At 43.0% G+C, this 22,341-nt stretch carries 19 protein-coding genes, 1 pseudogene and 1 riboswitch; all 20 genes and pseudogenes read left to right on the top strand.

From position 1 onward, the window contains the following. Positions 1 to 9 precede the first annotated feature (9 nt). The 20 genes and pseudogenes from trpC (at position 10) to cyaB (ending at position 22,241) form a co-directional block, all read left to right on the top strand. A complete protein-coding gene (trpC, locus tag H8Z79_RS09305) occupies positions 10 to 846 on the top strand; it encodes an indole-3-glycerol phosphate synthase TrpC (RefSeq protein ID WP_118039034.1) in 837 nt (278 codons plus the stop codon). Between the two features lie 20 nt (positions 847 to 866). Next, entirely contained in the window at positions 867 to 1,502 is a 636-nt protein-coding gene (locus tag H8Z79_RS09300; RefSeq protein WP_118039035.1) for a phosphoribosylanthranilate isomerase, read from the top strand. A gap of 123 nt (positions 1,503 to 1,625) precedes the next feature. Next, positions 1,626 to 2,048: pseudogene (locus H8Z79_RS09295) on the top strand (hypothetical protein); the annotation flags it as partial. Then, positions 2,041 to 2,748, top strand: coding sequence for a tryptophan synthase subunit alpha (trpA, locus tag H8Z79_RS09290; RefSeq protein WP_118039036.1), 708 nt, complete (start codon positions 2,041 to 2,043; stop codon positions 2,746 to 2,748). The pseudogene H8Z79_RS09295 and the gene trpA, both read left to right, overlap by 8 nt. Before the next feature lie 490 nt (positions 2,749 to 3,238). Continuing rightward, positions 3,239 to 4,063, top strand: coding sequence for an AraC family transcriptional regulator (locus H8Z79_RS09285; RefSeq protein WP_015543226.1), 825 nt, complete (start codon positions 3,239 to 3,241; stop codon positions 4,061 to 4,063). A 180-nt stretch (positions 4,064 to 4,243) separates the two neighbouring features. Next, positions 4,244 to 4,861 (top strand): DUF4867 family protein, encoded by a 618-nt coding sequence (locus H8Z79_RS09280; RefSeq protein WP_072522900.1) that lies wholly within the window; start codon positions 4,244 to 4,246, stop codon positions 4,859 to 4,861. 58 nt (positions 4,862 to 4,919) lie between these two features. Beyond that, positions 4,920 to 6,401 carry an L-fucose/L-arabinose isomerase family protein gene (locus H8Z79_RS09275; RefSeq protein WP_118039037.1) on the top strand — a complete coding sequence of 494 codons (1,482 nt, stop codon included), beginning with the start codon at positions 4,920 to 4,922 and terminating at the stop codon, positions 6,399 to 6,401. Positions 6,402 to 6,566: 165 nt separating this feature from the next. After that, entirely contained in the window at positions 6,567 to 8,024 is a 1,458-nt protein-coding gene (gene xylB / locus H8Z79_RS09270) for a xylulokinase (RefSeq protein WP_118039038.1), read from the top strand. 433 nt (positions 8,025 to 8,457) lie between these two features. Then, a riboswitch (ZMP/ZTP riboswitch) is annotated at positions 8,458 to 8,540 on the top strand. A gap of 67 nt (positions 8,541 to 8,607) precedes the next feature. Next, the gene (locus tag H8Z79_RS09265) at positions 8,608 to 10,293 is read left to right on the top strand and encodes a formate--tetrahydrofolate ligase (RefSeq protein ID WP_118039039.1); all 1,686 of its coding nucleotides are present in this window, start codon (positions 8,608 to 8,610) and stop codon (positions 10,291 to 10,293) included. A 397-nt stretch (positions 10,294 to 10,690) separates the two neighbouring features. Then, complete coding sequence (locus H8Z79_RS09260) at positions 10,691 to 11,449, top strand: IclR family transcriptional regulator (RefSeq protein ID WP_118039040.1); 759 nt, start codon at positions 10,691 to 10,693, stop codon at positions 11,447 to 11,449. Between the two features lie 159 nt (positions 11,450 to 11,608). Next, positions 11,609 to 12,607 (top strand): sialidase family protein, encoded by a 999-nt coding sequence (locus tag H8Z79_RS09255; RefSeq protein WP_118039041.1) that lies wholly within the window; start codon positions 11,609 to 11,611, stop codon positions 12,605 to 12,607. A 22-nt stretch (positions 12,608 to 12,629) separates the two neighbouring features. Then, positions 12,630 to 13,550, top strand: coding sequence for a dihydrodipicolinate synthase family protein (locus H8Z79_RS09250; protein WP_118039042.1), 921 nt, complete (start codon positions 12,630 to 12,632; stop codon positions 13,548 to 13,550). Positions 13,551 to 13,568: 18 nt separating this feature from the next. Next, entirely contained in the window at positions 13,569 to 14,546 is a 978-nt protein-coding gene (locus tag H8Z79_RS09245; RefSeq protein ID WP_178706139.1) for a Bug family tripartite tricarboxylate transporter substrate binding protein, read from the top strand. A gap of 60 nt (positions 14,547 to 14,606) precedes the next feature. Next, positions 14,607 to 15,077, top strand: coding sequence for a tripartite tricarboxylate transporter TctB family protein (locus H8Z79_RS09240; RefSeq protein ID WP_117943328.1), 471 nt, complete (start codon positions 14,607 to 14,609; stop codon positions 15,075 to 15,077). A 12-nt stretch (positions 15,078 to 15,089) separates the two neighbouring features. Continuing rightward, on the top strand, positions 15,090 to 16,607 hold the full coding sequence (locus H8Z79_RS09235; RefSeq protein ID WP_118039043.1) for a tripartite tricarboxylate transporter permease: 1,518 nt from the start codon (positions 15,090 to 15,092) through the stop codon (positions 16,605 to 16,607). After that, positions 16,604 to 17,080, top strand: coding sequence for a YhcH/YjgK/YiaL family protein (locus tag H8Z79_RS09230; protein WP_118039044.1), 477 nt, complete (start codon positions 16,604 to 16,606; stop codon positions 17,078 to 17,080). The genes H8Z79_RS09235 and H8Z79_RS09230 overlap by 4 nt, the downstream gene beginning before the upstream one ends. Before the next feature lie 350 nt (positions 17,081 to 17,430). Continuing rightward, a complete protein-coding gene (locus H8Z79_RS09225) occupies positions 17,431 to 19,221 on the top strand; it encodes an aminopeptidase P family protein (protein WP_118039045.1) in 1,791 nt (596 codons plus the stop codon). Next, entirely contained in the window at positions 19,191 to 19,778 is a 588-nt protein-coding gene (locus H8Z79_RS09220; protein ID WP_118039046.1) for a TetR/AcrR family transcriptional regulator C-terminal domain-containing protein, read from the top strand. Before H8Z79_RS09225 ends, H8Z79_RS09220 begins: the two co-directional genes overlap by 31 nt. A 256-nt stretch (positions 19,779 to 20,034) precedes the next feature. Continuing rightward, positions 20,035 to 21,180, top strand: coding sequence for a lactaldehyde reductase (gene fucO, locus H8Z79_RS09215; protein ID WP_118039047.1), 1,146 nt, complete (start codon positions 20,035 to 20,037; stop codon positions 21,178 to 21,180). Between the two features lie 509 nt (positions 21,181 to 21,689). Further along, positions 21,690 to 22,241 (top strand): class IV adenylate cyclase, encoded by a 552-nt coding sequence (gene cyaB, locus H8Z79_RS09210; protein WP_118039048.1) that lies wholly within the window; start codon positions 21,690 to 21,692, stop codon positions 22,239 to 22,241. Positions 22,242 to 22,341 lie beyond the last annotated feature (100 nt).

The following is a 22,341-nucleotide window of genomic DNA, read 5'->3' as shown; positions in this document are numbered from 1 at the left end:
CTTGTTATTATGAATATATTGAATGAGATTGTCGAAAAGACGAGAGAGCGTATCGAAAGAGATAAAAAGGAAATGCCCCGTGAAGATCTGCTCAACGAGATCCGCCAGAAAAAAGTCCAGATGCTTCTGAATCCGCTGATTCAGTCTGAAACGGCAAAAACACCACACAGTTTCTACCAGGCACTGAAAAAACCGGGAATGTCTTATATCTGCGAGGTCAAAAAAGCCTCCCCGTCAAAGGGACTGATCGCATCGGATTTTCCGTATCTGGAGATCGCGAAAGAGTATAAAGCAGCCGGAGCAGCGGCTATTTCCTGCCTGACAGAACCGTTTTATTTTCAGGGTTCAGATCAGTATCTGTGGGAAATTGCATCGGAAGTGGACATTCCGGTCCTTCGAAAAGACTTCGTAATCGATGATTATATGATTTTGCAGGCAGCCGCTTATGGAGCCGCTGCGGTACTTCTGATCTGTGCGCTTCTGGATGATAAACAGCTTCGGGAATATCGTGAAATGGCAGAAGATCTCGGCATGGATGCACTTGTAGAAGCACATGATGAAGAAGAAGTAGAACGTGCGATAAAGAGTGGTGCAAGGATCATCGGTGTCAATAACCGTGATCTTAAGACGTTCGAAGTGGACATGCAGAACAGCATACGGCTTCGCAAACTTGCACCGGACAATGTGATTTTTGTATCTGAAAGCGGTATCCGAACATCAGAAGATATTAAAAAATTACATGAAAATCAGATCGAAGCTGTGTTGATTGGAGAGACACTGATGCGCAGTCCAGATAAAAAAGCAGCACTGGAAGAACTGAACGGAGCACCTCTGACGGAAGACTGAAAGCAGAGAGATGCAGGAGAATGACAGTAGAAAATTTCAACAAAACAAAGATTAAAATATGTGGTTTAAGACGCAGAGAAGATATCCTTGCAGTCAATGAAGCGAAGCCTGATTATTGTGGATTTATCATTGAATTTCCTAAAAGCATCCGCAGTGTGACGGCAGATGAGGTAAGAGAACTGTTGAATGACCTTTCACCGGATATTCAGCCGGTCGGGGTATTTGTCAATGCTCCGATGGAGCTGGTAAAAGCACTTATGGATGAGGGAACATTTGCCATGGCGCAGCTTCACGGACAGGAGAATGAGTCTTATATCACAGAATTAAAAGCACATACAGATAAGCCGGTCATCAAAGCTTTTTCCATAAAAACAGCCGATGATATGGAGAATGCATTGCAAAGTCCGGCAGATTATATCCTGCTTGATCAGGGAAGCGGTGGAACCGGTAAGACATTTGACTGGTCTTTGATTCCAAAGATTCGAAGACCGTTTTTTCTTGCAGGGGGAATCGGAGAGGAGAATCTGGAGCAGGCAATCCGGGAAATTCATCCCTTTGCGGTGGATTTAAGCAGCAGTGTAGAGACAGAAAAGTGGAAAGACCCGGAAAAGATCCGACGGGTTGTGGATATTGTAAGAAAAGCAGTACAGGATTAGAGAAGTGATTGCAGAGAAATAGAGAAGTGATTGCAGAGAAATAGGATTATTTTGAAGGAAGACATAGAGGAGAAAATCAAGCAAATGTCTAAAGGAAGATTTGGAATACATGGAGGGCAGTACATTCCGGAGACACATTATGTACTCGGTTCTGTCATGGGACCGCATCCGTTCCCGACAATTGTACGTGATTTTCAAGCTGTTATTTCTAAAGAAATCAAAGAACAGATCCTTGAAAAAGAAGGAAAACTTCCGGATGCCGTACTTGCCTGTGTCGGTGGCGGCTCCAATGCAATTGGTACATTTTATAACTTTATCGAGGATGAGGGTGTGCGTCTGATTGGCTGTGAAGCGGCTGGACGTGGTGTAAATACAGCAGAAACAGCAGCAACGATCGCAACTGGAAAACCTGGTATTTTCCATGGAATGAAATCTTATTTCTGTCAGGATGAATATGGTCAGATCGTAGTTATTACAATTTCAGGACGTGGAGATAAGGACTGTGCGGCAATAGCGCGTTACAGAGGGGAGGACATCCATGAATAAGAGAATTACAGAAGCATTTGCAAAAGGAAAGGCATTTATCCCGTTTGTTACCTGTGGGGATCCGTCTCTTGATGTTACTGAAAAAATTGTTTATGCAATGGATGAAGCAGGTGCAAATCTGCGCGCTTTATCCGGTGGGGTTACGACTGATAAAGTATTTGATATGGTAGAAAAAATCCGTAAAAGCACATCTATTCCGATGGTATTTATGACGTATGCGAATGTTGTTTTTTCTTACGGAGTGGAGCGTTTTTGTAAGAAAGCAGCGGAAGTGGGAATGGACGGAATGATCCTTCCGGATGTGCCGTTTGAGGAAAAAGATGAGTTTGCTTCTGTAGCAGAGAAGTACGGACTGGATCTGATTTCTTTGATTGCACCGACCTCTCATGAGCGTATTTCTATGATCGCAAAAGAGGCAGAAGGATTTGTTTACTGTGTGTCTTCTCTTGGTGTTACAGGCATGAGAAGTCAGATTACGACAGATATCGGGGCGATGGTTCAGCTTGTAAAAACGCAGAAGGATATTCCGTGTGCGGTTGGTTTTGGAATTTCCACACCGGAGCAGGCAAAGAAGATGGCAGCCCAGGCGGATGGCGTGATTGTAGGATCAGCTATTGTGAAGCTGTGTGAAACCTATGGGGAAGATTGCATGCCATATGTCGGAGAGTATGTGAAGAGCATGAAGGATGCAATAAGATAGATAAAGGATTTCCGGTGAGGGGGATTGATATTAAAAACTCCAGTGGAGGGGCTCACCTGTGAGGTATCCTCTGAACGTGGTTCAATTCAAAAATTCTAAAGTATCAGGAAGTACAGAACTTTGCTAGAAGCGATACAGAAAAGTGCTGAACTCGCATCAAAGATGCTCAGACAGCAGCATTTTCTGTATCAAAGCAAAAACCTGTACATTCCGATACTTGGACGAATTTTTTCAAGCGAACCAGATTCAGAGGATACTCACGGGCGAGCTCCCTGCCGCCGGAGTTTTTTGTCCCGGTGCACCGGACTTTATTTTGGGTAATGTCCCTGTACATGAGATATCGTTTTCCGTCATATAACAAATGATCAATTTTTATAAAATTTTCGCCATGTTCGCTTGCTTGTAAATGAAACTTCTTCATGTTATGATATGAATTAGTAAACTATTATTAGTAGGAGTAAATACTATATACAGGTGAGAGGGGTATGGCATGGAATTCCAGCATGAACTGGTGATCCCGGATGAGGGACTGCCATTTAAATTCTTTTTGTTTGAGGGAAGTCAGGGAAATTATGTACGGGAAAAGCACTGGCACACATCCGTTGAGATTTTTGCGGTGATGGAAGGTTCGCTGACATTTTACCTGAATGACGAGAAGCATCCGCTGAAGGCGGGAGAGCTGATGATCATTAATTCAAATGAAGTGCATTCAATTGATTCACCGGAGGAAAACCATACGGCAGTTTTGCAGATTCCGCTGAAACAGTTTGAAGATTATTTTACGGCACACCGTTTTATCCGTTTTGCGGGAAGCATACCGGAAATGGACGGAAAGCTTTCAAAACTTGTGCGTGAAATGTATAAACTTTACGGCAAACGCGGAACCGGGTATGAGTTTAAAATCCGTTCTTTTTATTATGATGTATTGTATCTTCTGGTAAATCATTATCGTCTTGATGAGGCAGGGGAGCAGGAAGTACGTCACAGCCGACGTTTGGATGCGCTTGCAAGAATCACTTCCTATATGAGAGAACATTATCAGGAAGAATTGAAACTGGCTGAAGTTGCGAATATGTTTGGCTATTCGGATGCATATTTATCCAGAATGTTTCAGAAATATGCAAATGTCAATTTTAAGACATACCTGCAGGATATCCGCATGACTTACGCATACAGAGAATTATTGAATACCGACAAGACGATCAGCCAGATCGCACTGGACAACGGATTCAGCAGCAGCCGCGCGTTTACAAGGGAATTTCAGAAGCGTTACGGCATTTTGCCGAGTGAACTCGATAAAGCAGATAAAAAATAAAGAAAGATGAAACAGGCGCTCTCGCAGGCGCCTGTTTTTTTGGAATTTTTATAAATGTTTTGACAACTAAAAAAATACAAGGTCAAAAAAGTGCACTAAAGAGGACAAAAAATCTGGCGCAATTGAAAGCAGCTCATGCTATACTGAATTCAACATAAAAAATAAAGGAGGTAACTTCAGGTGAGGATTCAGAATGTAGCAGATGATGCGTTCCGTAGATATGGTAAAGTACTGGAGGGGTATGATTTTACGGAACTTCTGAAGGAAATGAAACACACTCCGGTTCCGGAGGACGTGACATATGTTCCTTCCGTAGAAGAAATGGAAGCACTGCCGGTTGCAAAAGAACTGCAGAACAAGGGATATGGCGGTCTGCCGATTGAAATCGGATATTGCAACGGACATAACAAGAAATTAAACGGTCTGGAATACCACCGCAGCTCCGAGATCAATGTTGCAGTGACAGACCTTGTACTGCTGATCGGACATCAGCAGGATGTGGAGAAAGATTTTACATATGACACATCAAAAGTAGAAGCTTTCCTTGTTCCGGCAGGAACTGCAATCGAAGTATATGCAACTACACTGCATTATGCACCATGCCATGTAAATGAAAGCGGTTTCCAGTGCGTTGTTGTCCTTCCGAAAGGAACCAACACAGAACTGACTTTTGAAACAGCTTCCGAGGGAGAAGACAAGCTTCTCACAGCGAAGAACAAATGGCTGATCGGTCATGAAGAAGCAGCTATTGAAGGTGCATTCAACGGACTGAAAGGTGCAAATGTTGGAATCGACTGATCGTATTAAATAACAGAACTCAAAAATATATTCTATATAATATGGAGGAATTTATATCATGAATAATATACCGGTAGTAAAACTTGGAATCATTGCAGTAAGCCGTGACTGTTTCCCGATTCAGCTCTCCGAGAAGAGACGCGCAGCAATCAAAGCAGCTTATAAAGGAGAACTTTATGAATGTCCTGTAACTGTTGAGAACGAAAAAGATATGGAAAAAGCTCTCGAAGATGTAAACAAAGCAGAGTGTAACGCGCTGGTTGTTTTCCTTGGAAACTTCGGACCGGAAACACCGGAGACACTGATCGCAGAAAGATTTGACGGACCGTGCATGTATGTTGCAGCAGCAGAAGGCGATGGCGACATGATCAACGGACGTGGTGATGCTTACTGTGGTATGCTGAACTGCTCCTACAACTTAAAGATGCGTCATCTGGAAGCATACATTCCGGAATATCCGGTTGGAACAGCAGACGATATTGCAAAAATGATCGGTGATTTTGTACCGGTTGCACGTGCCGTTATCGGCGTTCGTAACCTCAAGATCATTACATTCGGACCACGTCCGCAGGATTTCTTTGCATGTAATGCACCGATCAAAGGTCTTTATGAGCTGGGCGTTGAGATCGAAGAAAACTCCGAACTTGATCTTCTTGTTGCTTTCAAAGAGCATGAAAACGATCCTCGTATCTCGGAAGTTTGTGCAGATATGGCAAAAGAAATGGGTGAAGGAAAATATTACGAAGACCTCAATGCAAGAATGGCACAGTTCGAACTTACTCTTCTTGACTGGGCAGAAGCTCACAAAGGAGCAAGAAAATACGTTGCATTTGCTGACAAATGCTGGCCGGCATTTCCGTCACAGTTTGGATTTGAACCTTGCTATGTAAACAGCCGCCTTGCTTCCAGAGGTATTCCGGTATCCTGTGAAGTTGATATCTACGGCGCACTCAGCGAGTACATCGGACTTTGCATTTCCAACGATGCTGTTACACTGCTTGACATTAACAACTCTGTTCCGAAATATATCTATGACGAAGATATCAAAGGAAAATATGACTACAAACTTACAGATACATTCATGGGCTTCCATTGCGGAAATACTCCTGCATGCAAGATGTGCGAATCCAGAGCCGTTAAATATCAGCTTATCCAGCACAGACTTCTTGAGCCGGCAGGATCTGAGCCTGATTTTACAAGAGGAACTCTTGAAGGTGACATCGCTGCTTCTGATATTACATTCTATCGTCTGCAGTGCAACTCCGAAGGTGAACTGGTAGCATACGTTGCAGAAGGTGAAGTCCTGGATGTACCGACAAGATCCTTCGGTGGTATCGGTATCTTCGCTATCAACGAAATGGGAAGATTCTACCGTCACGTACTGATCGAGGGCAACTATCCGCATCACGGAGCAGTTATGTTCGGACATTACGGAAAACAGTTCTTTGAAGTAGTGAAATTCCTTGGACTGGATGTAAAGAAGATCGGTTACAACCAGCCAGCAGGAGTAAGATACCCAACAGAAAATCCGTGGGGTTAATCTACACATTCTGACTATAACAAAATAAAACAATACAGGCATCCCGGGAGTTTTCCTGGGATGTCTTGGCAAAAAGAAAAATAAAGATAAAAAAATCGATAGCAATCGCAAACAGAATGTGCATGAGTTTTATACATATGATGGAGTGCACAGTTAGGAGGAGACATGTATTATATCGGCGTTGACCTTGGTACTTCCGCAGTAAAACTTCTTCTGATGGAAGAATCCGGCAAGATCTGTAATATCGTATCAAAAGAATATCCGCTGTTTTTCCCGCATCCGGGCTGGTCAGAACAGAATCCGGAAGACTGGTTTACCCAGAGTGTTGAGGGAATGAAAGAACTGACAGAAGGAATTGACCGCTCTCTGGTAGCCGGAATCGGTTTTGGAGGACAGATGCACGGACTGGTAACACTGGACGAAAATGATCAGGTGATCCGCCCGGCAATTCTCTGGAATGACGGACGTTCCCAGAAAGAAACAGAATATCTCAACAATGAGATCGGTAAAGATAAATTATCTGCATACACAGCAAACATTGCATTTGCAGGATTTACAGCTCCGAAGATCCTCTGGATGAAGAAAAACGAGCCTGATAAATTTGCAAAGATCGCAAAGATCATGCTTCCGAAAGATTATCTGGCATACAGACTTTCCGGATCTTTCTGCACAGATGTTTCTGATGCATCCGGTATGCTTCTTCTTGATGTGAAGAACCGCTGCTGGTCAGAAGAAATGATGGAAATCTGTGATGTAAAAGAAGAACAGCTTCCAAAGCTGTATGAAAGCTGGGAAGTTGTCGGTACACTGAAACCGGAAGTGGCAGAAGAACTTGGCTTCTCCGCAGATGTCAAAGTTGTAGCAGGTGCCGGTGACAATGCTGCAGCTGCTGTCGGAACAGGTACTGTTGGTGACGGACAGTGTAATATTTCTCTTGGTACTTCCGGAACTATCTTTATTTCCAGTAAAAACTTTGGTGTTGACGAAAACAATGCACTGCATTCTTTCTGCCATGCAGACGGAAGTTATCATCTGATGGGATGTATGCTGAGTGCAGCTTCCTGCAACAAATGGTGGGCAGAAGAAATCCTTCAGACAAAAGATTTCGCAGCGGAGCAGGCACCGATTCAGAAACTTGGTGAAAACAATGTATTCTTCCTTCCGTATCTGATGGGCGAGAGATCTCCACATAACAATCCGGATGCAAGAGGCGTTTTCTTCGGAATGTCCATGGACAGCACAAGAGCTGATATGACACAGGCTGTTCTGGAAGGTGTGGCTTTCGGTCTCCGTGATTCTCTGGAAGTTGCAAGAAAACTTGGTATTAAGATTGAGCGTACAAAGATCTGCGGCGGTGGTGCAAAGAGCCCTCTGTGGAAGAAAATCATCGCAAATGTCATGAACCTGAAAGTTGATGTACTGGAAGTAGAAGAAGGCCCGTCTATGGGTGGCGCAATGCTTGCGGCTGTTGGATGCGGAGCTTATCCGGATGTTGAGACAATCGGTAAAAAGATGGCGCATGTCGTAGATACCGTAGAACCGGAAGAAGAACTTGTGGCGAAATATGAGGAACGTTACCAGAAGTTCAGGGAGTTATACCCTGCCTTGAGACCACTCTTCTAGGGAAATGCCCTAGGACCCGTCAATGGTTTGACAACCTCAGAAAACCCCTGAGGGGGAGCATCTCGGAGTTGCGAAAGGCCGAAGCTCCCCCTCAGACTCCCCCTTTTTGGCCCCGCTGAAAAGCAAGAATATAGTTTAACCGATAGAATGTCAAAGTATCAGGATATCCTGCCTCATATATAGACGGGGGATTCTGGTACTTTTTGTATGTTTACATACATAGATAACCTGGGAGGAGTAAAAAAGCCCAGGGGTGTGCAGAGGGGACCGGCGAGGTCCCCTTTGCATAGAGTATATAGAGTCCTTGATTCTATGTGCAAAATATACAAAATTTATTTTGATTTTTTTGTACTTTTGCAAAAAGAAAAGAATAATTTTGATAATTTCTTGACGAACTAAAGCCTTTATGATAAAATTGTCTCAACAATTTAAAAGAATCTCTGATGACTGGCGGAGCAGTGGAAATCACCACATGGGAATCAGAGATTTGCAGAGCCGACCGTCTGGGCAGTATTTGAGGAAACCTCGGATACTGCTTTTTTTAACTAAAAAGTGACGCGGCGCCTACAGAAAGGAGACAATTATGGGATTCAAAAGTGACATCGAAATTGCACAGGAGTGCGAAATGCTTCCAATCACAGAGATTGCAGAAAAAGCAGGTATTGATGACAAATATCTGGAGCAGTACGGAAAATACAAAGCAAAAATTGATTACAATCTTCTGAAAGAAAGCGACAAAAAGGATGGTAAACTGATCCTTGTAACTGCAATCAACCCGACACCGGCAGGTGAAGGAAAGACCACAACAACCGTAGGTCTTGCAGATGGTATGCAGAAACTCGGCAAAAACGTAATGGTAGCTCTCCGTGAGCCATCCCTCGGACCGGTATTCGGTGTAAAGGGCGGCGCAGCAGGCGGCGGTTATGCACAGGTAGTTCCGATGGAAGATATCAACCTTCATTTCACAGGTGACTTCCATGCGATCGGTGCAGCCAACAACCTTCTTGCTGCAATGATCGACAACCATATCTTCCAGGGCAATGCACTGAACATTGACCCGAGAAAGATCACATGGAGAAGATGTGTGGATATGAACGACCGTCAGCTTCGTAACGTAGTAGACGGACTTGGCGGAAGAACAAACGGTATGCCTCGTGAAGACGGATACGACATCACAGTTGCATCCGAGATCATGGCAGTCCTTTGCCTTGCAAGTGACATCAAAGACCTGAAGGAAAGACTTTCCAAGATCATCATCGGATACACATATGGTAAAGTTGCAGAGCAGAAACCGGTAACAGCAGGTGACCTTCATGCAGAGGGCGCTATGACTGCACTTCTGAAAGATGCCCTGAAACCGAACCTTGTTCAGACACTGGAACACGTTCCGGCAATTGTACATGGCGGACCATTCGCAAATATCGCACACGGATGTAACTCCGTAACAGCAACAAAGATGGCTCTGAAACTTGCTGATTATGCGATCACAGAGGCTGGATTTGGTGCTGACCTTGGTGCTGAAAAATTCCTTGACATCAAGTGTCGTATGGCAGATCTGCATCCGAACGCTGTTGTAATCGTAGCAACTGTACGTGCCCTGAAATACAACGGTGGTGTAGCAAAAGCTGACCTCAACAACGAAAATCTGGAAGCACTGGAAAAAGGTATCCCGAACCTTCTGAAACATGTAAGCAACATCAAGAATGTATATAAACTTCCTTGCGTAGTTGCTATCAATGCATTCCCGACAGATACCAAGGCAGAGCTTGACTTTGTAGAGTCTAAGTGTAAAGAACTCGGCGTAAACGTAGCACTTTCCGAAGTATGGGCAAAAGGCGGCGAAGGCGGAATCAAACTTGCAGAAGAAGTTCTGCGTCTGGTTGAAGAGCCAAACGACTTTACTTATTCCTATGAACTGGAAGGCTCCATCGAGGACAAACTGAACCAGATCGTACAGAAAATCTACGGTGGCAAGAGAGTTGTACTTACAGCAAATGCCCAGAAACAGGCAAAACAGCTTGAGGCTCTTGGCTTCGGCAACTGCCCGATCTGCGTTGCTAAGACACAGTACAGCCTGACAGATGATCAGACAAAACTCGGTGCACCGACAGACTTCGAAGTTACAGTACGTAACCTGAAGATTTCCGCAGGCGCAGGATTCATCGTAGCTCTGACAGGCGAGATCATGACTATGCCGGGACTGCCGAAAGTACCGGCTGCAGAGAGAATCGATGTAGATGAGACCGGAAAAATTACTGGACTTTTCTAAGAAAATGTCTTTTGAACCAAAAGGTTGATCATTGCCTTAAAAGTCAGGGGAATGGTATTTTGTAAAATATGAAAACCCTATGCGAGGGGAGGGCGCTCACAGTTGCGAAGGCCGCTCTCCCCTCGCGCACCCCACCGGGCCACGCAAAGCAAGAAGTAATTCAATTAAATCAATAGAGTGTCAGAGTACCAGGATACCCTCCTCCACACATAGACAGGGTGTTCTGGTACTTTTGTATGTTTACATAGTCTCCTTGTTTGGTACTTTTGTATGAAAAACTAAAAATAAATATATGAATTTTGTCCAATTGTTATTATAATATAAATGTGCTATTCTTTAGTTACAAAATAATTTATAACAAAGTTCTGAAATACAGAACAGCAACAGGAGAACGTCAATGGATCAGGATGAGATCAAAGTTAAGTCATTAAAAAAAGCACTGGATGTTCTGAATTGTTTTCTGGTAAAGCCTACCTGGGGTGTCACAGAGATCAGCGACCGTCTTGGTCTGTACAAGAGTAATGTTTATGATATTCTGACGACACTGAAGGCAATGGATTATCTGGAGAAGGATGAAGAGACAGAGCGATATAAACTGGGAATGCAGGTTTTTGCATTGAGCAGGGCAATGGAAGAAACTTTTTCCATTATCAAGATAGCAATGCCATATATGCAGGAGCTTGCCAATTTTACAAATGAAAGAGTATATCTTGCCATTCCTCATGATGGAGAGGTTGTATATCTGGAAGCAACTTATCCGACTGAGTCTGTCAATCTGATGCGTTCTATTCTGGGTGAGAGAGCTGATATGCATTGTACCGGAATCGGTAAAGCAATGCTTGCAAATCTTTCGGAAGAAGAGATCAATGCATACCTTCAGAGGGATCTTGCTGTTTACACAGATCATACGATTTCTGATCCGGTCCAGCTTAGAGCAGAGCTTGAGGCAACAAGGCAGAGAGGATATGCAATCGATGACATGGAGCATGAGTTTGGGGTGAAATGTGTGGCAATGCCAATTTTTGACAAGACGCATAAGCTATATGCAGCAATCAGTGTCAGCGGTCTTGCGGTTCATTTTACAGATGATCAGATTCAGGAATGGGCGTTGCTGATCAAGAAATATGTAGCGAAGATCGAGAATCGTTTATCCTGAAAATACCTGTTAAGAAAGAATATATAGATAACAGACACGGTTATAAACAGCAGAAATTATTATAAATGTGAACGTGAGCTATTCGCGTTCACAAAAAAATATTTACACAACAGAACAGCGTTCTGAAATACAGAACACACTGAGACAAGGGAGGATGAAATGAAACTGATTATGGAAAAGTGTCCCACAGATATGTGTCATGCTTCCACATTACTGAAAATCGGACCGGACAGATTTCTTGCAGCCTGGTTTGGTGGGACCAAAGAAGGAAACGGTGATGTGGCAATCTGGTTCACCAGGGGAAATGAAGAACATTTTGAAGAACCGAAAATTCTGGCACAGTCCGAGGAAGCACACTGGAATCCGGTGTTGTTCCGGGTTGATGAAAAGAAGATCATCATTTTTTACAAAGTAGGAAATGAAATAAGTAAGTGGCGGACCATGTACCGGGTTTCAGAAGATAACGGAGAAACTTTTGGAGAAGAAAAAGAACTGGTTCCGGGAGATCAGGGCGGCAGAGGACCGGTGAGAAACAAACCGATCCGTCTGAAAAGTGGAAGAATTCTGGCACCGGGATCTACCGAACAGGGAATTTGGAAAGCATTTGTGGATCGTTCCGATGATGATGGAAAAACATGGAATAAATCACAGGAAGTTGAAATCAGTCAGCTGGAGTATAAGAGAGGAGAGCGAACAGTCGGAAAAGATGACAGTTCCATTCCGGTAAGTGAGCAGTCTTTTTATGGAAGAGGTGTGATTCAGCCAACTTTATGGGAAAGTATCCCGGATCAGGTGCACATGCTTCTTCGAAGTACTGAAGGCATGATCTACCGGAGCGACTCCAAAGACGGAGGGGATACCTGGACAGAAGCTTATGCCACGGAACTTCCGAATAACAACAGTGGAATCGACATGATACGTTCTGAAGACGGAAAATTATTTCTTGTATATAATCCGGTTGGAGTAAACTGGGGAGATCGAACACCGATTTCTCTTGCAGTTTCAAAAGACGATGGAAAAACATGGGAAAAAATCAGAGATCTGAGTACTGGTGAGGGTGAATTTGCATACCCGGCTATTATTCAGGATGAAGATTTTTTATATATCACATACACATACAAAAGGAAAAATATAGCTTTTTGGAAGATTAGAAAATAACAGGAAAGAGGAGGAAGAAAAAATGGAAAATCGTTTCCCGGGAGGTTCATGGCCGGTTATGCTGACTCCGTTTACAGAGGACAACAAAATCGACTATGATGGCCTGAAAGAACTGGTGGACTGGTACATCAAAAACGGTGTTTCCGGAATGTTTGCCGTATGTCAGTCAAGCGAAATGTTTTACCTGTCTCTTGAGGAGAGAGTAAAATACGCAGCCAAAACTGTGGAGTTTGCGGCAGGAAGAGTTCCGGTAATTGCATCCGGACATGTATCAGACAAGATTGAAGATCAGATTACAGAGCTTAATGAAATCGCCAAAACAGGAGTAGATGCAGTGATTTTAATAACTAACCGTCTGGCAAAAGAAGATGAAGATGATTCTGTGTGGATCGAAAACTGCAAAAAAATTCTGGAAAACATGGATCCGAATGTTCCGCTTGGTTTTTATGAGTGTCCGTATCCGTACAAGAGACTGCTTACACCGGAAACTATTTCCTGGTGTGCATCTACAGGAAGATTTTATTTCCTGAAAGATACCTGCTGTGATATTGCACAGATCCGAAAGAAGCTGGAAGTTATCGAAGGATCTAATCTGAAACTGTACAACGCAAATACAACGACATTGCTTGAATCTATGCGGGAAGGAGCAGCAGGTTTCTGTGGAGTTATGGATAATTTCCATCCGCAGCTTTACACATGGCTCTGCGAACACTATAAAGAAGAAAAAGCAAAAGAAGTTTCTGATTTCCTGACGATTGCATCGCTGATAGAGAGGCAGTATTATCCGGTAAATGCAAAATATCATCTTTCTGAGGTAGAAGGTCTTCATGTGACACTGAACAGCAGAACAAAAGATAAATCCGGACTGACAGAAACATTTAAAGAAGAAGTAAGAGATCTTAATGAACTTACAAAACGTGTAGAACAAAAGATTGTGAGATAATCAAGGGAGGAAAAAATTATGGAGTGTAAAAAAGTAGCAGCACTGGTACTCGCAGGAGCAATGGCAGTAACGACAATGGCAGGATGTGGAAGTGCAGGTGGATCAGCCAAGTATCCGAGCAAAGATATTTCCGTTATCATTCCGAAAGCAGCAGGTGGTGGAACTGATACCGCAGCAAGAGGTCTTATGCAGTATATGAAAGAAAATCTTGATGGAGCTAATTTTGTAGCAACCAACAAACCGGACGGCGGCGGTGTTACCGGTATGGTAGAAACCTCAGCAGCAAAAGCAGACGGATATACACTTGGAATGGTAACTGTTGAGCTGGCAATGTTCCCATGGCAGGATAAATGCCAGGTAACACCGGAAGATTATGCAGCAATCTGTGCACCGATCGCAGCACCGGCAGCACTGATCGTACCAGCGGATGCACCATATGATTCCGTTGATGATTTTGCAGCATACTGCAAAGAAAATCCTGGTACCGTTCAGGTAGGAAACTCCGGTATGGGAGCTATCTGGCATGTGGCAGCAGTAAGTTTTGAAAAAGAATTTGGTGTGGAACTGAAACACATTCCTTATCCGAATGGTTCCGCAGATATTGCTGCGGCACTTACCGGCGGACATATTGATGCAACGATCGCTGATCCGTCCAGCTATAAGTCACAGGTAGATGCTGGCGAGATGAAGATTCTTGGTGTTATGTCAGAAGAACGTTCCAGCATTTATCCAGATGTTCCTACTTTCAAAGAACTGGGACATGATTTGGTGATCCGTGCATGGGCAAGTCTTGTAGCTCCGAAAGATACACCGGAAGAAATTCTGACACAGCTGAGAGATGCAGCAAAGACAACCTGCGAAAGTGATGAATTCAAAGAATACTTCGAAAAACAGGGTATTGATCCACAGTGCATCATTGGAGATGACTGCCAGAAGATGATGGAAGATGACTATGCAATGTATGAAGATCTCTTAAAAGATATTGAGACTGAATAAACGGACTGTCATGCAGGCAGGAGGAAAATCCTTCTGTCTGCGTCATAGGAGGCAAATAAAATGGGAAACATGAAAAAAGCAAATTATATAATTTCTGTGATCATGCTTTTGGTCGGTGTGGGTGTTGTGGCGCTGGCTTCGTCACTTAAAATAAAAATTGGCGAAGGTGATCCGGGAGCCGGATTCTGGCCGATGATGCTTGGCATTCTGATCATTGTTTTTTCAGTATGCCTGCTGATTTCAACGATTAAAAATAAAGAAAAACTTGAAGCAAAGACATTTACGATCTCAACACCGGCAAATATCAGAGTTTATATCCTTTTTGGAATTATTGTTCTGTTCTGTGTGGTGCTGTATTTTCTAGGATTTTATATTGGTGCACTGTTGTTCATTCCGGCACTGATGTATCTGATGGAAGTACGGAGCGTAAAGAAGATTGCTCTTACAACGATTATTACACTGGCAGCTGTTTATATTCTGTTTGGCATGCTCCTGAACATTTCTCTGCCGGCACCGATATTTATGAGATAAGGAGGTAGAAGAATGTCTGACATTTTAGTAGCACTTGGCAATGTATTTACGATAGGCAATCTGGCAGGCCTTATTTTCGGAACCGGTGCAGGTATCCTGATTGGAGCAATGCCGGGACTTTCTGTAAACATGGGTATTGCGCTTTTGTTTCCACTTACGTTTGCCTTCCAGGGAGTCGGTGGAATCCTGATGCTCCTTGGTATATACTGTGGAGCGATATACGGAGGATCCATTTCGGCAATCCTTTTGAAAACACCGGGCACACCGGCATCTGTAGCAACCACTCTGGACGGATATCCAATGGCAACGAAATTGAAGCAGCCGGGACGGGCACTTGGTTTATCTACGTTTGGTTCCACATTTGGAGGAATTTTCAGTGCAATCTGCTTGATCATCTTTTCTCCGATGCTTGCATCTGTGGCACTGAAATTTTCAAAACCAGAGTACTTTGCACTTGCAGTATTCGGACTTAGTATCATCACCAGTGTTTCGTCTGGATCTATCTTAAAAGGTCTTCTGGGAGGATTCATCGGACTGTTTATCGCAACTATTGGAATTGATAATCTGAGCGGTTCTGTGCGTTTTGCTTTTGGTTCTACATATCTTCTGGGCGGTATTTCTTTCGTACCGATCCTGATCGGACTGTTTGCTTTTTCTCAGGTTCTTCAGAGTGTGGAGGACTGTTATAAAGAAAAATATGTAAAAACAGATGTAAAACTTACCAGAGTATTTCCTACATGGGAGGATCTTAAGAGAGTGTTTGTAACACTTCTCCGTTCCTCTATTATCGGAACTTTTATTGGATGTGTACCTGGAACAGGTGGTGACATCGCTTCGTTTGTTTCTTATGATCAGGCAAAGAGATGGTCAAAATATAAAGACAATTTTGGCAATGGTGAACCGGAAGGTATCGTTGCTCCGGAGGCCGGAAACAACTCTGTATCCGGTGGTGCAATGATCCCGATGCTGACACTTGGTATTCCTGGTGATGGTGCGACAGCAATCATGCTTGGAGCATTGATGGTTCAGGGAATGCAGCCTGGACCGCTGCTTTTTAAAGAGCAGGCAAGCTCTGTATATGCAATTTTTATCGGCCTTCTTCTTGCAAACGCAGTTATGGGTCTTATGGGATTTTCTCTGATCAGAGTATTTGTCAAGGTTGTAAATATTCCCAAAGAGATCCTGATTCCTGTTATTTTTACTCTTACTTTTGTTGGTGCCTATGCTTATAACAATTCCATGAATGATGTATTTGTAATGGTATTCTGTGGCTTCCTCGGATATTTTATGAATAAGACAGAGTTTTCCATGTCTGCGATTGTAATTGGTATCATTCTTGGAGCACTGGCAGAAACAAACTTCAGAGGCGCCCTTACCATGAGTGACGGAAACTTCTCCATTTTCCTGACGCACCCGATTTGCGCAGTTTTCCTTGCACTGGCAGCAATTTCCCTTCTGTCGCCGGTACTCGGACCTGTTGTAAAGAAACTTCTTGGCAAGGATAAAGCAAAACAGGAGACAGGAGTATGATTTTTGATAAAATAGAAAATCTTGATAGATACAGAGAATTTGCAGAATACGGAAAACTCATAAGAGATTTTATAAAACAGGACAAAAGTGAGCATCTTGCGGAAGGACGCTATGAGCTGGATGGTGAGAATCTGTTTGCTCTGGTGCAGACTTATGAGACAAAAGATAAAGACGATGCCCAGATGGAATCGCACAGAAAATATGCGGATCTTCAGTTTATGGAAGAAGGCGAAGAGCGTATTTATGTGGATTTTGCAGATGAACTGGAGGTGGAAGAAGACAGGACGCCAATTCAGGACATTTTGTTCTACAAAAAAGCAGGGGATCACGGGTTCAATATTCTTACAGAAGGAACATTCGGATATTATGCACCGCAGGATGCACATATGCCCTGCATAAAAAATAAAGAAAAGCAGAATGTCCGGAAAATCGTATTTAAGATTGCCGGGGACTGCCCGGCGGCCCGCCAATGATTTGGCAATCAGGTAAAACCCTATGCGAGGGGAGGGCGCTCACAGTTGCGAAGGCCGCTCTCCCCTCGCGCACCCCACCGGGCCACGCAAAGCAAGAATAAAATTTTAATTAAATCAATAGAATGACAGAGTACCAGGATACCTTCCTCCACACATAGATAGGGTGTTCTGGTACTTTTGTATGTTTACATATTTGGATAACCTGGGAGGTTTAAAGGAACCCAGGGGTTGTCAGGGGAGCGGCGAGGTTCCCTGACGGGTCTAAGGGCAGTTCCCTTAGTTGACAAACAGAAAGAATCTGTTTAACATGGATTACAGATTTACAGATTATCAGGCGGGAGGCGCAGGTTATGACAGTAAAAGAAAGGCTGAAAGCTCTTCGTATTCTTATGAAAGAAAAAGGAGTCGATGCATATCTGGTTCCGACGGATGATTTCCACGGTTCGGAATATGTGGGTGATTATTTTAAATGCAGAAAATATATTACAGGTTTTACGGGTTCAGCAGGAACAGCGGTTATCATGAAGGATATGGCAGGACTCTGGACGGATGGCAGATACTTTATTCAGGCGGCAGATCAGCTTAAGGGAAGTACGATCGAACTGTTTAAATCCGGGGAACCGGGAGTTCCGACCGTCCATGAATTTCTGAAAGAAAAACTGGAACAGAAGATGTGTCTGGGATTTGACGGACGTACAGTAAGTGCGAAAGAAGCGGAAGAATTGCAGCAGCTTCTGGGAGAAAAAGACATTAGTTTTTCGGTAGATGATGATCTGATCGGGGAAATCTGGAAAGACCGTCCGGCACTTTCATGTGAACCGGTGATGGAGCTTGATGTAAAGTGGGCCGGTGAGACAAGAGCAGATAAAATTGCAAAGATCCGCGAGCAGATGAAAGCAAAAAATGCAGACGTTTTTGTACTGACTTCACTGGATGATATTGCGTGGCTTTTGAATATCCGAGGCAATGATATTCACTGTTGCCCGGTGGTGCTTTCTTATCTGATCATGACAGATACCGAGCTTCGGTTATATGCAAATGTCAGTGCCTTTGCGCAGAAAATCTGTGAGAATCTGGAAGCTGACGGAGTGAAAATTTATCCATATAATGAAGTTTATTCTTACGTACAGGCGATACCGTCCGGCAGCAGAATCCTTCTCTCCAAATCCGGTGTCAACAGTCGCCTTGTGAGCAATATTCCGGCAGATGCGGTGATTTTGGATGAGGTAAATCTGACACTTCTTCCGAAAGCTGTCAAGAACTCTACAGAGATGGAAAATGAGCGGTTCGCACACATTAAAGACGGAGTGGCGGTTACTAAATTCATTCACTGGCTGAAAACAAATGTGGCAAAAGAGACGATCACAGAACTGAGTGCGGCGGAAAAACTCTATCAATTCCGAAGCGAACAGGAGCATTTTCTCGGGGACAGTTTCGATCCGATCATTGCATATGGAACACACGCAGCTATTGTACATTACAGTGCAACAAAGGAGACGGATATTCCGCTTGAAGCGAAAGGAATGGTACTTGCAGATACCGGTGGACACTATCTGGAAGGCACGACAGACATTACAAGAACGATAGTTCTCGGACCGGTCAGCGACAAAGAAAAGAAGTATTTTACCGCTGTTCTGCGTGGAAATCTGAATCTGGCAGCTGCGAAATTTAAGTATGGATGTACCGGATTAAACTTCGATTATCTTGCACGCGGACCACTCTGGGAACTGGGAGAGGACTATAATCATGGCACCGGACATGGCGTCGGTTATCTTTTAAATGTGCATGAGGGACCAAATGGTTTTCGCTGGAAAAATATTCCGGATCATCCGGCACCGGTATTAGAAGAAGGTATGCTTACTTCTGATGAACCGGGCTATTATCTGGAGGGAGAATTTGGAATCCGACATGAAAATCTTGTGCTTTGCAGAAAGGCAGAAAAGACTTCTTTCGGACAGTTTATGAGGTTTGAAACACTGACAATGGTTCCATTTGATCTGGATGGAATTGATCCTCAACAGATGTCTGACCATGAAAGAAAACTATTAAATGATTACCATCGCAAAGTGTATGAGACAATCACACCATACTTAAATGAGGATGAAAAAGAATGGCTGAAACAGGCAACCAGAGAGATCTGACCAAGGGAGAAAAAACGAAATACCGGCTCGCAAGAGCAATGAAAGAATGTATGAAATCCACTCTGGTAGAAAACATTACTGTAAAGCAGATTACGGAAGAATGCGGGCTTACCAGACAGACTTTTTACAGAAATTTTCTGGACAAATATGATTTGATCAACTGGTACTTTGATAAGCTTCTGGTGAAATCCTTTGAGCATATGGGAGAGGGAAAAACAGTTTACGATGCGCTTGTGAAGAAGTTTACTTATATTCAGGAAGAGCAGACATTTTTTGCTGCGGCATTTCGCTATGATGAACAGAACTCTCTCAGACAGCATGATTTTGAACTGATTCTGGAATTTTATGAAAATCTGATTTGTGAAAAAAGTGGCAAACAAGCTGGAGAAAACATCCATTATCTTTTGGAAATGTATTGCCAGAGCTCGATCTATATGACGGTCAGATGGGTGACAGGAGAGTTGACATGTACACCGGAGAAACTTGCTCAGACAGTGGTTGACGGTATGCCGGGAAAACTTGCAGAGGTTTTTGTGAAGCTTGAAATTTTAAATTGACATTACAAAAACCCTGTAAATAAAGGATTTTTATTGAAAAACAGACGCCATATAAAAAATACACTGTCATTTTTACTGAACATGAATATATAAATTTGGAACAAATCACGAAAGTTACAGGAAACGTTACACTTAACGAATTTTGTAACTTTCTTTTTTATGGATGCATTGTTAATATAATGACAAAGTTGAAGCAAATAATGCTGTACAGATGCAAAAGACAATGTGCAGGCAAGTAAGAAAGGAATGTTTAATCATGGCAAACAGAATCAATTTGAATGGAACCTCTTATCACGGAGCAGGCGCAATCGCTGAGATCGCAAACGAAGCAAAAGCACATGCATTTAAGAAAGCTTTTGTATGTTCCGACCCGGATCTGATTAAATTTAATGTTACAAGTAAGGTAACAGATGTCCTTGAAAAAGATGGTCTGGAATACGAAATTTACTCTGATATTAAGGCAAACCCGACAATCCAGAACGTACAGAATGGTGTGGTCGCATTTAAAAAATCCGGTGCAGATTATATCGTTGCAATCGGTGGCGGTTCTTCTATGGATACTGCAAAAGCAATTGGAATTATCATTGCGAATCCGGAATTTGAAGATGTAAGAAGTCTGGAAGGCACTGCACCGACAAAGAAACCTTGCGTACCGATCATTGCAGTTCCGACAACAGCAGGAACCGCTGCAGAAGTTACTATTAACTACGTTATTACTGATGTTGAAAAGAAACGTAAATTCGTATGTGTTGACCCACATGATATGCCGATCATCGCAGTTGTTGATCCGGAAATGATGTCTTCTATGCCTAAGGGCCTGACCGCTTCTACAGGTATGGATGCACTGACACATGCAATCGAAGGATATACCACAAAAGCTGCATGGGAAATGACAGATATGTTCCATCTGAAAGCAATCGAACTGATTTCCAAATCTCTTCGCGGTGCAGTAGAAAACACAAAAGAAGGCCGTGAGGGAATGGCACTTGGACAGTATATTGCAGGTATGGGATTCTCAAATGTAGGTCTTGGAATTGCACATTCCATGGCTCATACACTGGGTGCTGTTTATGATACACCTCATGGTGTTGCATGCGCAATGATGCTCCCGATCGTTATGGAATATAACCAGGAATGTACAGGTGAAAAATATCGTGAAATCGCCCGTGCTATGGGTGTCAAAGATGTAGATTCTATGACACAGGAAGAGTACAGAAAAGCTGCAATCGATGCAGTCAGAAAGCTTTCTGTTGATGTAGGAATTCCGACAAAACTGGAAGCAATTAAAGAAGAAGATCTTCAGTTCCTTGCAGAATCTGCACACGCTGATGCATGCGCACCGGGCAACCCGAAAGATGCAAGTGTGGAAGATCTGAAAGATCTGTTCAGAAAGATTATGTGATTTAAAGAATCATACAAAACCGCAAAGGGACGTTGCTCGTCACTTTGTACACCCTGGGCTGGGTGTGAATAAGAAATTTTGTTGTATGGGGAATCCTTTGAAAATATCTCCTGGTGTTTCGGAAGGGGAGATTTTCGTATGAAGGATTCCTCTTTTTTTATTGAATTTTTGAGTCTGGGAAGATGGTAAGGCAAGGCTTTCCTGCGAAATGACATACTATGGGAGAAATAGCAGAAAAGTGAATCTGTATTAGGAAAGCCTGATTATTAAAAGTCAGGTTTGAAATGAGTTCTGAATGACTACTATATAATATGAGGTGTACTGTTCATGATATTTATACTGTGATATATTAGATGAAAAAGATCTGTCATTTTACAGGCAGTAAGAAGTGAAGTTACCTTAGTTCAGATGAGTTGTATGTTTTATAAGTGTTGAGAAATCAATCTGTATCAGTAACAGAAAATAACTGGTAATTGGACAGTATTTTAATGTAAGGAGCAGGAGCAAATATGAGTGTAGAAGTTGAGATTAAACTAAAGATAAACAGCAGGACAGATATAGAGAGGGTTCTGGAAGAAACGGGTTTTGTGAGAGCAGATCTTGTTCTGGAATCGGATACTTATTATACGTCAGATCATCATGATTTTGCCGCTTTGGATGAGGCTTTTCGTGTACGCAGTACGGAGAATCGAATGACAGGCAAGAGGAGTGCAGCCATTACATACAAGGGGGCAAAAATGGATAATATTTCCATGACCAGACAGGAGTTGGAAACAACTGTAGGTGATGCCAAAATCTGTCGTAAAATACTCGAACACATCGGTTTTCGACCGGTACCTCCGGTAGAAAAGCTGAGACAGTATTTTCACAAGGAGAATATCACAGCGTGCGTTGATACTGTTACCAATCTTGGGGATTATCTGGAACTGGAGATTATTGTTGAAACAGAAGAAAAAAAAGAAGCAGCACTGGATAAGGTTAAAGAAATACTGCAGACGATCGGCTATTCTATGCAGGACACCACGAGAACTTCTTATCTGTCCATGCTGCTTGCAAAGTAGTACAATAACATGCCACAGAGCCATACCCCTTCCAGTGACTCTGCGGTATTTTTTGCATGCGGAAATTTTTATGAAAAAATCTGCATCCTTTTTGGTGTTT

This window comes from Blautia intestinalis (genome assembly GCF_014297355.1).
GTDB classification, from domain to species: domain Bacteria; phylum Bacillota; class Clostridia; order Lachnospirales; family Lachnospiraceae; genus Blautia_A; species Blautia_A intestinalis.
The sequence above is the reverse complement of the archived record's forward strand: the minus strand, read 5'-3'. Positions and strand labels throughout refer to the sequence as shown.

Coding starts and splice junctions, on each gene's coding strand:
- trpC (WP_118039034.1), top strand. CDS start 10: ATGAATATATTGAATGAGATTGTCGAAAAGACGAGAGAGCGTATCGAA.
- H8Z79_RS09300 (WP_118039035.1), top strand. CDS start 867: ATGACAGTAGAAAATTTCAACAAAACAAAGATTAAAATATGTGGTTTA.
- trpA (WP_118039036.1), top strand. CDS start 2,041: ATGAATAAGAGAATTACAGAAGCATTTGCAAAAGGAAAGGCATTTATC.
- H8Z79_RS09285 (WP_015543226.1), top strand. CDS start 3,239: ATGGAATTCCAGCATGAACTGGTGATCCCGGATGAGGGACTGCCATTT.
- H8Z79_RS09275 (WP_118039037.1), top strand. CDS start 4,920: ATGAATAATATACCGGTAGTAAAACTTGGAATCATTGCAGTAAGCCGT.
- xylB (WP_118039038.1), top strand. CDS start 6,567: ATGTATTATATCGGCGTTGACCTTGGTACTTCCGCAGTAAAACTTCTT.
- H8Z79_RS09265 (WP_118039039.1), top strand. CDS start 8,608: ATGGGATTCAAAAGTGACATCGAAATTGCACAGGAGTGCGAAATGCTT.
- H8Z79_RS09260 (WP_118039040.1), top strand. CDS start 10,691: ATGGATCAGGATGAGATCAAAGTTAAGTCATTAAAAAAAGCACTGGAT.
- H8Z79_RS09255 (WP_118039041.1), top strand. CDS start 11,609: ATGAAACTGATTATGGAAAAGTGTCCCACAGATATGTGTCATGCTTCC.
- H8Z79_RS09250 (WP_118039042.1), top strand. CDS start 12,630: ATGGAAAATCGTTTCCCGGGAGGTTCATGGCCGGTTATGCTGACTCCG.
- H8Z79_RS09245 (WP_178706139.1), top strand. CDS start 13,569: ATGGAGTGTAAAAAAGTAGCAGCACTGGTACTCGCAGGAGCAATGGCA.
- H8Z79_RS09240 (WP_117943328.1), top strand. CDS start 14,607: ATGGGAAACATGAAAAAAGCAAATTATATAATTTCTGTGATCATGCTT.
- H8Z79_RS09235 (WP_118039043.1), top strand. CDS start 15,090: ATGTCTGACATTTTAGTAGCACTTGGCAATGTATTTACGATAGGCAAT.
- H8Z79_RS09230 (WP_118039044.1), top strand. CDS start 16,604: ATGATTTTTGATAAAATAGAAAATCTTGATAGATACAGAGAATTTGCA.
- H8Z79_RS09225 (WP_118039045.1), top strand. CDS start 17,431: ATGACAGTAAAAGAAAGGCTGAAAGCTCTTCGTATTCTTATGAAAGAA.
- H8Z79_RS09220 (WP_118039046.1), top strand. CDS start 19,191: ATGGCTGAAACAGGCAACCAGAGAGATCTGACCAAGGGAGAAAAAACG.
- fucO (WP_118039047.1), top strand. CDS start 20,035: ATGGCAAACAGAATCAATTTGAATGGAACCTCTTATCACGGAGCAGGC.
- cyaB (WP_118039048.1), top strand. CDS start 21,690: ATGAGTGTAGAAGTTGAGATTAAACTAAAGATAAACAGCAGGACAGAT.